Origin of the sequence: Nonomuraea sp. NPDC049419 (assembly GCF_040676995.1) — a bacterium.
Taxonomy (GTDB): Bacteria; Actinomycetota; Actinomycetes; order Streptosporangiales; family Streptosporangiaceae; genus Nonomuraea; species Nonomuraea salmonea.
Map to the genome: position 1 here is coordinate 369863 of NZ_JBFAQB010000007.1, position 14050 is coordinate 383912.

Genomic DNA, 14050 nt, shown 5'->3' on the forward strand with positions numbered 1-14050 from the left:
GGCTACTGCTTCGCCTTGATCAGACCTTGCTGGATCCACACGCCGGAGGGGAGCACGCCGGTGCCCATTCGCAGGACCTCGTCGTCGTGGGGCCAGCCGGTGAAACGGTTGTTGTTGACGAACTGCGTGTTCACGTAGTCCCAGAGCTGGATGACCGGCAGGTCCTGGTTGGCGGCCTTGGCCAGCTTCGCCATGATCGGCTTGGCGGCCTCCTCGTCGGCGGAGTTCAGCTCGGCGGTCAGCTCACCGGGGTTGATCTTCTCGCCGTCGACCTCGATCTCCTCGGGGCCGCCCATCCAGTTGTTGTTCTTGCCGGGTGCGCTGTGCGTGACCTTGCCCGCGACGTTGGTCCAGCCGTTGGAGGCGCCGTAGAGGCGCTGGAAGATGTCGTACGGCGCGGGGCCGAGCGCCATCAGCCAGAAGCCGACGTCGTACTTGCCGGCCGCCAGCTCCTCCAGGTACAGCGGGTAGTCGGCGGTCGTCACGACCTCCGCGTCCACGCCGGCCTTGATGAGCTGGCCCTTGATGTTCTCCTGCGCCGACAGCCAGTCGGAGAAGCCGGCGGGCGCGTGCATGGAGACCTTCCACGGCGTGCCGTCGGCCAGGGTCCACTTGCCGTCCTTCTTGACCAGGCCGGCTTCCTTGAACTCCGTCTCGGCCTTGGCCAGGTCCACCTTGTACGGCTCGAGCTGCGGGACCGTGTCGGGGATCCACGCCTGCGCGGCCTTCTGGTGGATGCCGCTGGTCGTGGCGGCGGCCGTGCCGCCTTCGGGCGAGGCGACCTTGGTGACCTGGTCGCGGTCGATCAGGTAGGCCAGGCCCCTGCGCACGTGGACGTTGTCGTACGGCTTCTTGGTCTGGTTGAAGGCCATGCCCACGGCCACCGGCGAGTAGCCCTTGATGACCTCGTTGCCGGAGGCGGCCTTGATCCGGTTCATCACGTCCGTCGGCGCGGCCGTGAACCCGGCGTGGTCGAGCTTGCCGGCGGTGAGGTAGTTCCAGATCTGCTCGTTGCCGGTGTAGTTGAGGAACTTCACCTGCGAAGGAGCGACGTTGGCGGCGTTGAAGAAGTACTTGTTCTTGATCAGCAGCGCCTCGGAGGGGTTGACCCGCTCCAGCACGAACGGGCCGGCGGAGACGTCCTTCGGCGGGGCGAAGGCGATGACCTTCTCGCCCAGGGACGTGATCTCCTCGCGGGCCTTCTCGGCCTCGGCGCCGTCGCCGCGCGCGGCCTTGAGCTTGTCCCAGAAGTCGGCGGGGAGCACGCTGCTCCACACGTGCGCCGGCAGGATCGTGGTGTCCAGCACGCCGCGGGCGAACTTGGGGCTGGGGTTGGCCATGTCCTGCGTGATCTTCACGGTCTGCGGGTCGACCACCTCGACCTCCGCGGCGGCGCCCGCCGCGCCCGGGGTGGTCGAGAACGCCGTGCTGCCCTGCGTGTAGGCGATGCCGATGGACATCTTGACGTCCTCGGCCGTGACCGGCTTGCCGTCGGACCACTTCGCGTTGGGCTGCAACTTCAATGTGATCGCGGAGTTGTCGTCCGCGAGCTCCCAGCTCGCCGCAAGACCAGGCAGGGCCTTGTTCGGGTCGGTCAGGTGGTTGACGACCCAGCCCAGCTTCATGGAGCTGTAGCCGGGGAAGGAGTTGCCCTTCGGGTTGTACGGGTTGGCCGGCGCCGACGCCTCGAGGCCCGGCCTGTTCACGTCGATCGTGGTGAAGAGCCCGCCGCCGCCACCGCCCGAGCCGGACTTGTTGGTGGTGCCACCGCTGCACGCCGCAGTCGCGGTGGCAAGACCCAGCAACGCCACTACCGCTGCCAGTCGCTTCATTTGCCGCTCCGGGGGATGTCTCTAGGGATTGACCGGACATTACGATCGCGCCAGATCGGCGTCAATAATCTCCAGCGGTTGTGAGGCTAATGTAACTTTCCTTCATGAGTGTAGGAAGTGGCGCTAAGCGCCATCAAGTAAAACCTCAGGTCAGCACCAAGACGGCCGCACCGTTGACCCGGTCGGCGGCCAGGTCGGCCAGCGCCCGGTCCGCCTCCTCGAACGGGTAGGCCACCGCCGACACCCTGGGCGGGTGCGACAGGGCCAGCTCCAGATAGGCGTGCCCGTCGGCCCTGGTGTTGGCCGTCACGCTGCGCAGCGTGCGTTCCTGGAACAGGTGCCGGTCGTAGTCGAGCGCCGGGACGTCGGTGAGGTGGATGCCCGCCACGGCGAGCGTCCCGCCCCGGTCGAGCGCCTCCAGCGCGGGCGGCACCAGCGTGCCGACGGGCGCGAACAGGATCGCCGCGTCCAGCGGCTCGGGCGGCCGGTGCGCGTCCGCGGAGGCCGCGCCCAGCTCAAGCGCCAGCCTACGTGCTTGTTCCGACCGCGTGACCACGTGCAACGTGGCCCCGCGCGCGATCGCCGCCTGCGCGGTCAGATGCGCCGACGAGCCGAAGCCGTAGATGCCGAGCCGCCCGTCCTGCGGCAGGTCGCACCTGGCCAGCGCACGGTAGCCGATGATGCCCGCGCACAGCAGCGGCGCCAGCCACTCGGCGGGGCGGTCGCCGGGCAGCGGATAGACGTAGTCCTCGCGGGCGACGACGTACTCGGCGTAGCCGCCGTCGGCGTCCCACCCCGTGTACGTCGAGCCGGGGCACAGGTTCTCCATGCCCCTGCGGCAGTACCGGCACCGGCCGCAGGTCGAGCGCAGCCACGCCACGCCCACCCGCCTGCCCGCTCGCGGGCCGGCGCCCTCGATCCTGCCCACCACCTGGTGCCCGGGCGAGGTGCGCGGCCGGCGCGGCGCCAGGTCGCCCTCCGCGAGGTGCAGGTCCGTACGGCACACCGCGCACGCCTCCACCTTCACCAGGACCTCGCCGGGCCCCGGCACGGGCGCCTCCCGCTCGATCAGCCGCAGCGGCCCCGACGCGATCGGTCCAGGCCGCTCCACCACCCAGGCACGCATATGGCCACCCCTATCCGTTCGTCGCCTCCTGCGCCAGCCTGGAGGCCGCCAGCGAGGCGTACAGCGCGGCGCCGTCCGGCAGGACCGCGTCGTCGAAGAGCGCGTCGGGGGAGTGGTTGTAGGGGGCGGTCGCCGGATCGCGGTCCGGCGGGCAGGCGCCCAGGAACACGAACGCGCCCGGCACGTTCTCCAGCACGTACGAGAAGTCCTCCGAACCCATGATCGGGTTGGGCGAGACGGCGTAGCGGCCGGGCCCGAACAGCTCGTCGGCCGTCGCGCCGGCGAACTCCGCCTCGGTCCTGTCGTTCACCGTCACCGGGTAGCCCATCGCGAACGACGGCTCCACGCCCAGCCCGTACGCCGCCGCGATGCCCTCCACGACCTCCACCAGGCGCCGCTTGGCCAGCGCCCTGTTCTCCTTGCTGAAGGTCCGCACCGTCGCCTCGAAGTGCGCCTCGTCGGGGATCACGTTGTCGGCCGAGCCGGCCTGGAACCTGCCCACCGTCACCACGACCGGGTCGAAGACGTTGAACGTCCTGGTCACCATGGCCTGCAGCGACGTCACCATCTCGCAGGCCGCCTGGATCGGGTCGAGCGACAGGTGCGGCGTCGAGCCGTGGCCGCCGCGCCCCTTCACCGTCACCTTGAACGTGTCGGCCGCCGCCATCAGCGGCCCGGGCCGCGACGCGAACAGCCCCTGCGGCAGGACCGACGACACCACGTGCATCCCGTACGCCGCCACCGGCCGCGCGCCCGCCGCCTCCAGCACGCCCTCCTCGATCATGCGCTTGGCGCCGTCGTGGCCCTCCTCGCCCGGCTGGAACATGAAGATCACGTCACCGGCCAGCTCGTCGCGCCGCCCGCTCAGCAGGTGCGCCGCCCCCACCAGCATCGCCGTGTGCAGGTCGTGGCCGCAGGCGTGCATCTGGCCCGGCAACTGGGAGACGTACGGCAGGTCGTTCTTCTCGGCCACCGGCAGCGCGTCCATGTCGCCACGCAAAAGCACCGCGGGCCCCTGCTGCCCACCGGGCTTACCGCCGCGCAGCACCGCCGTCACCGAGCTGAGCGCGGACCCGGTCGTGATCTCCAGCGGCAGGCCCTCAAGAGCCGCGAGCACCTTCTCCTGGGTGCGCGGCAGGTGCAGGCCGATCTCGGGGGTGGTGTGCAGGGAGTGCCTGAGCTGGACGATCTCGTCCCGCATGTCCTGGGCGGTTTCAGTGAACGACATGAGCAACATTGTTCACCTGCCGGGCGGGAAGTCGATAAGGCGCGCTCGGTACGATGAACGCGTGACTCAGCGTAAGCGGATCGACTCCTGGTTGTCCGACATGGACGGTGTGCTCGTACATGAAGGGCGGCCGGTCCCAGGTGCGGACGAATTCATCAAAAGGCTCAGCGAGTCGGGCCGGAAGTTCCGGGTCCTGACCAACAACTCGATCTACACCCAGCGCGACCTGTCCGTACGCCTCGCGGGCGCCGGGCTCGACGTGCCAGCCGAGTCCATCTGGACCTCCGCCCTGGCCACCGCCCAGTTCCTCGACGACCAGCGGGCCGGCGGGTCGGCGTACGTGATCGGCGAGGCCGGGCTGACCACGGCGCTGCACGAGGTCGGCTACGTGCTGACCGACCTCGACCCCGACTACGTGGTGCTCGGCGAGACCCGCACCTACAGCTTCACCCAGATCACCCGGGCCATCCGGCTCATCGAGGGCGGCGCCCGCTTCATCGCCACCAACCCCGACCCCATCGGCCCCTCCACCGAGGGCTCGCTGCCGGCCTGCGGCGCCGTCGCCGCCATGATCACCAAGGCCACCGGCGTGGAGCCGTACTTCGTGGGCAAGCCCAACCCGCGCATGATGCGCAGCGCGCTCAACGAGATCGAGGCCCACAGCGAGACCACGGCCATGATCGGCGACCGCATGGACACCGACATCGTCTCGGGCATGGAGGCCGGGCTGTTCACCATCCTCGTGCTCACCGGCGTCACCCAGCGGCACGAGATCGACCGCTTCCCCTACCGTCCCTCCCTGATCGTCGACTCGGTCGCCGACCTCATCGAGCTCATCTGAGGCCCGCAGGACGGGCTCAGGAGGAAAAACCTGCACCCGCTTCCCGCTCTCGTTCCCGCCGTCGAGAGGGGAGTCGAGGGGCGCGGGAGGAAAGAAGCACACCCGCGCTTTTCCTCCGCTCCGCGCCCCCGTCCCACGGCTGCGACGATGGCGGCGAGCAAGAGCGCAGAGCATGAGAGGGCGGGGGCAGGTGGACGTACGCGCGGAGGTCCTCGACCTGAAACTCCGGGTCGAGGACCTCGAGACGGCCCTGGAGCAGGCCGGGCCCGAACAGCAGATCGGTCTCATGCGGGAGGTCCTCGGCCTCTCGGAGCGGCTGCAGGCCGAGATCACCACGCTGCGGGCCGAGCTGGCCCGTGCCCGTGGCGAGATCGGCGAGGAGTTCGCCGCGGTCGGCACGGAGATCGCGGGCGTGCGCAGGGAGGTCGCCTCCCGCCCTGCCGCCGAGACCCGCGAGACTCCCGGTACCTCCGAGACCTCCGATACATCCGAGGCAGCCGAGCCAGGGGCGGACGTGCGGGCGGAGATCGCCGTCGAGTTCGCCGTCGTCCGGTCGGAGATCCAGCGCGAGTTCGACTTCCTGCGGTCCGAGGTCCTCGATCTGAGCATCAAGCTGGAGCGCCTGCAGCGGCGCGAGCACTGACCGCATCACACCGCATCACAGCGCATCAGCGGTGCAGTCAGAGGTGCCGTCAGAGGTGCCGTCAGAGGTGCCGTCAGAGGTGCCGGCACAGCGCCCTCGCAGGGTCGTCACGCGGTCGTCACGCGGTCCGTCACAGGGCCGACAGCACCGGCTCCATGACCTCGGCGGGGCACAGCTGGCGGATCACTCGCCGCACCTGGTCGCGCAGGTCGGCCGAGGTCAGGTGGCCGTCCTCGTCGAAGTGCGGGCAGGCCGGCGAGATCACCAGCTCGGCCCCCATCACCACGGCGCCCGCCCCGAGCAACTGCTTGTACAGCTCCGCCTGCGCCCACATGGCCCCGCAGGCCCGCGCGCTCGCGCTCATCACCCCGACGTGCTTGCCCGACAGCCCGTCCCGCGCGGCCATCCAGTCCAGCGCGTGGGTCAGCTCCATCGGCAGCAGGCTGTGCTCGGGAGCCGTCAGCAGGATCGCGTCGCTCCCCGCGACCATCGAGACCAGCTCCCGCGCCGGCCCCGGGACGGTCCCCGGCTGATACGGCGGGATCTCGCCCAACCCCTGCCACACCTCGAAACGCACGTTCTCCGGCAATTCGCCGCCTGCCGCGTCCAGCAATCTGGTGATGAATGACCCCGCGTGGAGACTGGCGGCGATCCCGATGATTTTCACCCACTGCTCCCAAGGGGTTCCGGTGTTACCGAGAACCTGCCCGATGCCGCGGATGTCCAAGACCATGCCGAAGTCAAGAGGCGCACAGTTCTCCCCGAACTCGGCGATCTTGTGTGGGGATGTCCCGGCTACCGGTCGTCGGAGGCGCGGGGGCGGCGGAAGATCAGCGCCAGCACCCGCAGCCCCAGGATCGCCGCGACCATCAGCAGGTTGTAGCCGATGAGCTGCAGCAGCGTCGTCGAGCCCACCAGCGCGGGCCCGCCGTCCGTGGTCAGCAGGATGACCGCCATCAGCCCCGCCGTCGCGCCCAGCACCGTCAGCAGCACCTGGTGCAGCAGGCCCGTCACGTAGCGGCGGTCGCGGTCGTCGGCGAGCAGCCGCACGTTCACGCTGAAGCGGCCGTGCTCGGCGGCGCTGGCGATGCGCTCGATCCGGCGCGGCAGGCGGCGCAGCATCGGCACCAGGGCGGTCAGCTCCTGGGTCAGCGACTCGCGGATCGTCTCCGGCGTGACCTGCTCCGACAGGTAGCGTCCCGCGAACGCGCGGGCCTCGCCGATCAGGTTGAAGCCGGGCGACAGGCGCACCAGCGTGCCCTCCAGCGTGGCCAGCGCGCGGAAGACGGCGGCCACCTCGGGCGGGATCGACAGGCCGTACTCCGAGACGATCTTGAACAGGTCGGTGAACAGCTGCGCGCTGTCCAGGCCGGGGCCCAGGTGCCTGGCCATGAACTGGCCCAGGGCCCGCTCCAGCGCCGGCTCGTCGATCTCCTCGGGGCGCGGCACGACCTCCAGGAGCGCGTCCGTGACGCCCAGGGGGTCCTGGCGGTTCATGGCGAGCAGGAAGCGCTGCAGCGCCGCCCGTACGGAGCCGTCGAGCCGGCCCACCGAGCCGAAGTCGAGCAGGCCCAGCGTGCCGTCCTCCAGCAGCATGAGGTTGCCCGGGTGCGGGTCGGCGTGGAAGACGCCCTCGATGAGGATCTGCCTGAGCAGGCAGTCGAGCAGGTCGCGGGCCAGGCGCGGCCCCTCGGCGGGGTCGGCGGCGGTGACCGGGCGTCCCGACAGCCGCTCCATGACCAGCACCCGCTCCGAGCACATGGCGCTGATCGGCGCCGGATACGCGACGCTCGCTCCGCCGCCGGGGTCCTCCCCGGAGCCTCCTGAGGCGCGGGCGGCCGAGACGGCGGCCATGTTGGCGGCCTCGACGCCGAAGTCCAGCTCCTCCCTGATCGCCGTGGCGAAGCCCTCGGCCAGGTCACGCAGGCCGAGCGAGCGGCCCCAGCGGGTCCTGCCCTCCAGCGTGGCGGCCAGCCGCCGGACGATCTCCAGGTCCTGGCCGACGACCGCCTCGATGCCCGGCCGGCGTACCTTGACCACGACCTCGCGGCCCGAGTGCAGCCGGGCGGCGTGCACCTGGCCGATCGAGGCGGCGGCGAGCGGCGTCCTGTCGAACGCGGCGAACACCTCCTCCACCGGCCCGCCCAGCTCCGCGCGCAGCACCGGCTCGACCTGCGCCCACGGCGCGGGGGCGACCTGGTCCTGCAGCCGTCCGAGCTCCTCGACGAACTCGGCGGGCAGCAGGTCGCGCCGGGTGGACAGCACCTGCCCGAGCTTGACGAACGTCACCCCGCCGTCGTCCAGCGCGGCCCGCAGCGACGCGGCCAGGCGGAGCTTGCCCGAGCGGTCGTCCAGCCGTTCGCCCCTGCCCCGCAGGTAGGGGCCGAGGCCGTGCCGGACGGCGATCCTGGTGATCTGCGAATAACGCCTGGTCCTGGACAACCGGCCGCGCACGGACCGCGCCAGCTCCAGCGGTCCCGGCACCGAGCCGGGCGGCACCAGCGCCTCGGCCAGCACGAGCATGGCCATGGGGATCAGCACCATGGCCATGAGGACGAGCAGGAGGACTCCCAGGGCGGCCGCGTCGGGCGGCTGAGTGCCGTCCATGGGGCCGACCATGGCCATGATCGGCTCCAGCACCGGCTGGGCGAGCGCGAACGCGACCAGCGCGGCCAGGAACGTGCGCAGCGCGCCGAAGCGGACATCCAGCAGCCGCTGCGTCACGACCGCGAGGAGCATGATCGTCAGCAGGGTGGCGATCCCGACGGCGACCGTGGTGGAAAAGTCCATGGGCCAGGATCCTCCCATGCCGCCGCTACTGCGGTGCAATGCTCCTTTTTATGATGTTCTGTACGCTTCCGCGCCGATATCGTCCCCGGCCGTCAGTGACGGGCCGGGGCGCCTGGGCGCCCGGTGTCACTGCCGGGCCGTCATGGCCCGGCTCACTTGCGGGCTTGCTTCCTTGCTGCTTGCGGGGCCCCTCAGGAGGCTGCTTACGGACCTACTTCTGGGCGGCCTCGCGGGCGCGGCGCGCCTCGCGGCGCTCGACGAAGCGGGCGGCCGTGGCGTCCGTCCTGGCCAGGAACGCGGACAGCTCCTCGCGCGCCTTCTCGCCCTCGGCGTCCAGCCCCGTCTTGTCGAACACCGACCACTGCCGCAGCACCGGCATGAGCACGTCGTCCAGGTGCAGGCGCAGGTCGTAGATGCCCTCGTGGGCGATGATCAGCGACTTGCGGGCGAAGCCGTCCATGCCCTGGCCGGGCATCTGGAAGGTGGTCACCACGTCGGTCACCGCGCGCATGGTCTGGTTGGGGTCGAGCTCGAAGGCCGCCTTGAGCAGGTTGCGGTAGAAGAGCATGTGCAGGTTCTCGTCGGCGGCGATCCTGGCCAGCAGCCGCTCGCAGCCCTCGTCGCCGGAGGCCCTGCCGGTGTTGCGGTGGGCGATGCGGGTGGCCAGCTCCTGGAAGGAGACGTACGCGAGCTGCTGGAGCATCGTGCTGTACTCGGTGACGAAGCCCTGCTCCATGTGCCGCATGCGGGCACGCTCCAGCGCCACCGGGTCCACGGCGCGGGTGACGGTGAGGTAGTCGCGGATGGCGGTGCCGTGACGGTCCTCCTCGGCGGTCCATCGGTGCACCCAGGTGCCCCAGGCGCCGTCGCGGCCGAACGTCGTGGCGATCTCGTGGTGATAGCTGGGCAGGTTGTCCTCGGTCAGGAGGTTGACGATGAGCGACACCCTGGCGGCCTCGGGGATCTTGGAGTCGCCCTCCTGCCACGCCTCGCCCCCGTAGATGCCGTCGAAGTCGCGGCCTTCGCTCCACGGGATGTACTCGTGCGGGAACCACTCTTTGGCCATCTTCTCGTGGCGGTCGAGTTCGCCGGCCACCACCGGCTCGAGCTCGTGCAGCAGCTCCGTCTGAGACATCGCCATAAAAGATCTTCTCCTTCAGGTTACGGTACCGTAGGTTAGGCTACCCGAAGGACATACCGGTCAAATAGGGTGGATGTATGCGCCCCAGTGTCCGTGGTGTCCTGCTCGACCACGACGATCGGCTCGTCCTGTTCCGGCGTACGGTGCCGGGACGCGCGCGCTACTGGACGGTGCCGGGCGGGCACGTCGAGCCGGAGGACGACACGCTGGAGGACACCCTGCACCGGGAGCTCCTGGAGGAGCTGGGCGCGACGGTCTTCGCGGTGCGTCACCTGGTCACCGTGTCCTACCCCTGGCAGGGCGAGGTGAAGACCCAGCACGTGTACGGCTGCCGCCTGCTGAGCATGGATTCCAAGCTACGCCACGGGCCGGAGTTCGATGACCCGGCGCGCGGCCTGTACGAGGTGGAGCACGTCCGGCTGCACCGTTCGGAGCTCTTCGCGCGGAACCTCATCCCGCAGGCCGTGGCCGGCTACCTCTCGGCCACCATCACCACCCTGCCCCGCCTCATCGGCACCTGACCTCGGGAGCGCGCCCGCCGATGGCGGGGCGGGCGGTGGGGAGATGGGCGGTTGGGCGGTGGGGAGATGGGCGGGAAGCCTGCAAGGTCCCCGGAAGCTCCGCTGGAAGCGGCGGTCAGGGTTCGCGGCGCAGGCGCTTGAGGTCGGAGCGGTGCTTCTTGGCGGCGATGCGCCGTTCCACCGAGCCGCGGCTCGGCTTGGTAGGCCGCCGGCGTTTGGGCGGCGGCGCGATGGCCTCGCGCAGCCGCTGCGCGAGGCGGTGCGCGGCGGCCTCGCGGTTACGCAGCTGGGAGCGGTACTCCGAGGCGGCGATGGTGATCGTGCCGGTGCCGAGCCGGTCGAGGGCGCGCGCCTTGAGCGAGGGCGGCAGTGCCGTGGTCGCGGACAGGTCGAAGGTCAGCTCCACCCGGCTGTCGGTGGTGTTGACGCCCTGGCCACCGGGGCCCGAGGAACGCGAGAAGCGCCACACGAGCTCGGCGTCGGGGATGACGACGGCGTCGTTGACGACCAGCGGGCCGGGCATGGTGGGGAGCTCCTGTTCGCGATGCGCTCTTTCTTACGACATGTCACCGTATATGGACGGCATATACCGCCCGCAATCACATTTTCCCGCCGCGAGTGCTCGTTGACACTCCGCCGGACGGCGACGTATGCCACTATCGCGCGGAAGAAGCACGGGGTTGGGGAGGACGCGGTGTCCGGCATCGTCGGCGTGCACGGGATCGGCAAGTACGACTACTACCTCAGAGCCGGGCGGTCGGTGCCCGGCGCCGAGGCGGCCATGCGCCGCAAGTGGGACCGCTACCTGCACGCGGCGCTCGGCGGCGAGGCGCGGCCGTACTTCTCGGAGATCGCCTACTTCTCCCACCTCCTGAACGACGGCGCCGACCTCGGCAAGGCCCCCAAGGCCGCCATGGAGCTCCAGGCGCAGGAGGTCCTCGCCGGCTGGGCCAGGAACCTCGGGCTCGGCGAGCACGTCACGGGCGCGCTCAAGTCGGTCACCGGCTGGCTGCTGGACCGGCTGGACGAGCGGTCGGCGGCGTTCGCCGAGCTGTTCGCGCCCGAGGTGGCCGCCTACCTCACCGACAAGGGCCGCCGCGAGAAGTGCCGGCAGGCCGTGGCCGACGTCATCAGGCGCAACCGTCCCCGGATCGTCATCGCGCACTCGCTGGGCAGCGTGGTGACGTACGAGGCGCTGTGGGCCTGCCCCGACCTCGAGGCGGACCTGCTCGTCACCCTCGGCAGCCCCCTCGGCATGCGCAACGTCGTCTTCGAGCACCTCCTGCCCGCCCCCGTCAACGGGCGCGGCGAGCGTCCGCCCGGCGTGCGGCGCTGGGTGAACATCTCCGACAAGGACGACATCGCCGCCATCCCGCCCGTCCTCGCCGGCTGCTTCACCGGCGTCGACGCAGAAGAGCTGGTCAACCTCGACTGGATCGACTTCCACACCGCCGAGAAATACCTGGGCTGCCCGGCGCTCGGCCCGCATCTGCGACCATTCCTCGCATGACATGGATCGTGTTCGACTACGGCGGCGTGCTCTCCCTGCCCCAGTCGGCGGACGACGCCGACGCGATGGCGCGGGCGGTGGGCGCCGAGCCCGGGGCGTTCAGGCGCGGCTACTGGGAGCATCGCCTCGCCTTCGACCGGGCCGACCTGAGCCCGCACGCGTACTGGAGCGCCGTGCTGGGCCGGACCGCCACGCCCGCCGAGGTCGCGCGCCTGGTCGCCATGGACGTCTCGAGCTGGGCCAACCCCGACAGGGGCACGGTCGCGCTGCTCGGCGAGCTGCTCGATGCCGGCCGTGACGTGGCGCTGCTGTCGAACGCGCCCGTCTGCGTCGGCGACGGCCTCGACCAGTTGCCCTGGATCGCCGCGATCGGCCACCGCTACTACAGCGGGCGGATGGGCCTGGTCAAACCCGACAAGGAGATCTACGACGCGCTGGCGCGCGGGCTCGGCGCCGACCCGTCCGACATCGTCTTCGTCGACGACCGCGAGGAGAACGTCGAGGGCGCCGAGCGGGCCGGGCTGCGCGCCGTGCACTTCACCGACGCCGCCGCCCTGCGCGCGTCCCTGCCCGGCTGAGGTGCGGCGGCCGCCGTTCACGGGGGCGTCACCTCGCGTACGCGGTGGCCGCGTACCGACCGGTGCTGTTCATCCTGGCTTGACTCCGCTGTCACGGCGGAGTCAGACCGGGAGGCGATACCTGGGAGCGTGGACCGCAGAGCCTTCCTGACAGCGGCGACAGCCGGCCTCCTCGTCTCCTCGCCCGCCCTCCCGGCGGCCGCGACTTCCAGAACGCTCAAGACCGACCCCTTCACCCTCGGCGTCGCCTCGGGAGACCCCTCCACCGACGGCTTCGTGCTGTGGACCAGACTGGCCGCCGACCCCCTCAGCGGCGACGGGCGCGGCGGCATGCCGTCCCGCGACGTCGAGGTGGCCTGGCAGGTCGCCGCCGACGAACGGTTCCGCAAGGTCGTCAGGTCCGGCACCGCCACCGCCCGCGCCCGCGACGCGCACAGCGTGCACGTCGAGCTGAAGGGGCTGGAGCCGGGGCGCGAATACTTCTACCGCTTCAAGAGCGAGGGCAGGCTGTCGCCGGCCGGGCGCACCCGTACGACGCCGGTGGGGGAGACGCCGCTGCACTTCGCCGTCGCCGCGTGCGCCCACTACGAGCACGGCTTCTACACCGCCTACCGCCGCCTCGCCGAGCAGGAGCCGCAGCTGGTGGTGTTCCTCGGCGACTACATGTACGAGTACGGCCCCAGCGGCTACACCGCGCTCGCCGGCCGCGTACGCACCCACACGCCCGGCAAGTGCCGCACCCTGGCCGACTACCGGCTGCGCCACGCCCAGTACAAGAGCGACCCCGACCTCCAGGCGGCCCACGCGGTGGCGCCGTGGCTGGTGGCGTTCGACGACCACGAGGTGGAGAACAACTGGGCCGGCCACGTCTCCAGCACCGGCGCGCCCGGCTTCGAGCAGCGGCGGGCGCAGGCGTTCCGCGCGTACTACGAGAACATGCCGCTGCGCCGCGCCAGCCTCCAGGGAGCGGTGCTGCGGGTGAACCGGCGGGTCTCCTGGGGCACGCTGGCGCGCTTCCACCTGCTCGACACCCGGCAGTTCCGCGACGACCAGGCGTGCCTCGACGGCGTGCGGGCCGGGTGTGACGACCGGCTCGACGACCGGCGTACGCTGCTCGGCGCCGACCAGTGGCGCTGGCTGGAGCGCGGCCTGGACGCCTCCACCGCCCGCTGGAACCTGCTCGGGCAGCAGATCATGGTGGCGCAGCGCGACTTCAGGACCGGGCCTGGGCGCGAGGTCAACCTCGACTCCTGGGACGGCTACGCCGCCGAGCGCACCCGCCTGCTGACGGCCCTGGGCCGCACCGCCAACCCCGTGGTGCTGACCGGCGACGCCCACATGCACCACCTGGCCGAGCTCAAGACCGACTTCGACGACCCCGACTCGCCGGTGGTGGCCAGGGAGCTGGTGGCGTCGTCGATCGCCAGCGACGGCGACGGGTACCGCGACCGTACGTGGATCTCCGAGGCGTTGCAGGAGAACCCGCACTTCTCCTACATCGACCAGCGGCGCGGCTACCTGATGGGGCGGCTGACCAGGGACGAGCTGTCGGTGGACTTCCGCACCCTCGACTACATCTCCCGCAGAGGCGCCCCCGCGAAGACCTCCCACCGCCTCACCGTCCCGGCGGCACAGGACCGCTCCGCCGCCGCCCAAGCCGCCCCACCAGCCTGAGCACAGGGTGTCTACCTGAAGAGTCGCTGAAGGCCGCCTGCGGGTTCGCTCAATCGAGTGGGGGTCGGCCGGGCCCCGGCGTGGCAGGTTTCGCCGGGGCGCCGCCGCGAGCGCCATCACCACGAAGCTCAGCCCCACCATGACCAGCGCGAACGCGAACTTCTGC

Annotated in this window: 13 protein-coding genes; 6 read left to right on the top strand and 7 right to left on the bottom strand. The window is 70.9% G+C overall.

The genetic code is table 11. The features are described from left to right. Nucleotides 1-2 precede the first annotated feature (2 nt). The 3 genes from AB0K12_RS23625 to AB0K12_RS23635 form a co-directional block, all read right to left on the bottom strand. Nucleotides 3-1832, bottom strand: coding sequence for an ABC transporter substrate-binding protein (locus tag AB0K12_RS23625; RefSeq protein WP_364564952.1), 1830 nt, complete (start codon nt 1830-1832; stop codon nt 3-5). 145 nt (nt 1833-1977) lie between these two features. After that, a complete protein-coding gene (locus tag AB0K12_RS23630; RefSeq protein WP_364564955.1) occupies nt 1978-2958 on the bottom strand; it encodes a zinc-dependent alcohol dehydrogenase family protein in 981 nt (326 codons plus the stop codon). A gap of 10 nt (nt 2959-2968) precedes the next feature. Then, nucleotides 2969-4186, bottom strand: coding sequence for a M20 family metallopeptidase (locus AB0K12_RS23635; RefSeq protein WP_364564957.1), 1218 nt, complete (start codon nt 4184-4186; stop codon nt 2969-2971). A 100-nt stretch (nt 4187-4286) separates the two neighbouring features. On the opposite strand from AB0K12_RS23635, the gene AB0K12_RS23640 reads away from it, so the two are divergent. Together AB0K12_RS23640 and AB0K12_RS23645 are read left to right on the top strand one after the other, a co-directional pair. Next, nucleotides 4287-5027 (top strand): HAD-IIA family hydrolase, encoded by a 741-nt coding sequence (locus AB0K12_RS23640; protein ID WP_345409727.1) that lies wholly within the window; start codon nt 4287-4289, stop codon nt 5025-5027. Between the two features lie 172 nt (nt 5028-5199). Continuing rightward, nucleotides 5200-5670: a hypothetical protein gene (locus AB0K12_RS23645; protein WP_364564961.1), complete on the top strand. Its 471-nt coding sequence runs from the start codon at nt 5200-5202 to the stop codon at nt 5668-5670. 130 nt (nt 5671-5800) lie between these two features. On the opposite strand, the gene AB0K12_RS23650 is transcribed toward AB0K12_RS23645, so the two are convergent. The 3 genes from AB0K12_RS23650 to AB0K12_RS23660 all read right to left on the bottom strand — a co-directional run bounded on the left by AB0K12_RS23650 (nt 5801) and on the right by AB0K12_RS23660 (nt 9601). Beyond that, nucleotides 5801-6337: an NADPH-dependent FMN reductase gene (locus AB0K12_RS23650; protein WP_364564964.1), complete on the bottom strand. Its 537-nt coding sequence runs from the start codon at nt 6335-6337 to the stop codon at nt 5801-5803. A gap of 128 nt (nt 6338-6465) precedes the next feature. Then, entirely contained in the window at nt 6466-8460 is a 1995-nt protein-coding gene (locus AB0K12_RS23655; protein ID WP_364564967.1) for an AarF/UbiB family protein, read from the bottom strand. Between the two features lie 211 nt (nt 8461-8671). Beyond that, complete coding sequence (locus AB0K12_RS23660; RefSeq protein WP_364564970.1) at nt 8672-9601, bottom strand: acyl-ACP desaturase; 930 nt, start codon at nt 9599-9601, stop codon at nt 8672-8674. A 77-nt stretch (nt 9602-9678) separates the two neighbouring features. On the opposite strand from AB0K12_RS23660, the gene AB0K12_RS23665 reads away from it, so the two are divergent. Next, nucleotides 9679-10122 carry an NUDIX hydrolase gene (locus AB0K12_RS23665; protein WP_345401990.1) on the top strand — a complete coding sequence of 148 codons (444 nt, stop codon included), beginning with the start codon at nt 9679-9681 and terminating at the stop codon, nt 10120-10122. 115 nt (nt 10123-10237) lie between these two features. Here the strand turns inward: AB0K12_RS23665 and arfB are convergent, their stop codons facing one another. After that, a complete protein-coding gene (gene arfB / locus AB0K12_RS23670; protein ID WP_364564972.1) occupies nt 10238-10645 on the bottom strand; it encodes an alternative ribosome rescue aminoacyl-tRNA hydrolase ArfB in 408 nt (135 codons plus the stop codon). Between the two features lie 171 nt (nt 10646-10816). On the opposite strand from arfB, the gene AB0K12_RS23675 reads away from it, so the two are divergent. The 3 genes from AB0K12_RS23675 (at nt 10817) to AB0K12_RS23685 (ending at nt 13884) form a co-directional block, all read left to right on the top strand. Continuing rightward, entirely contained in the window at nt 10817-11632 is an 816-nt protein-coding gene (locus tag AB0K12_RS23675) for a hypothetical protein (protein ID WP_364564975.1), read from the top strand. Then, the gene (locus AB0K12_RS23680) at nt 11629-12210 is read left to right on the top strand and encodes an HAD family phosphatase (protein WP_364564978.1); all 582 of its coding nucleotides are present in this window, start codon (nt 11629-11631) and stop codon (nt 12208-12210) included. Before AB0K12_RS23675 ends, AB0K12_RS23680 begins: the two co-directional genes overlap by 4 nt. A gap of 129 nt (nt 12211-12339) precedes the next feature. Beyond that, on the top strand, nt 12340-13884 hold the full coding sequence (locus AB0K12_RS23685; protein WP_364564981.1) for an alkaline phosphatase D family protein: 1545 nt from the start codon (nt 12340-12342) through the stop codon (nt 13882-13884). Nucleotides 13885-14050 lie beyond the last annotated feature (166 nt).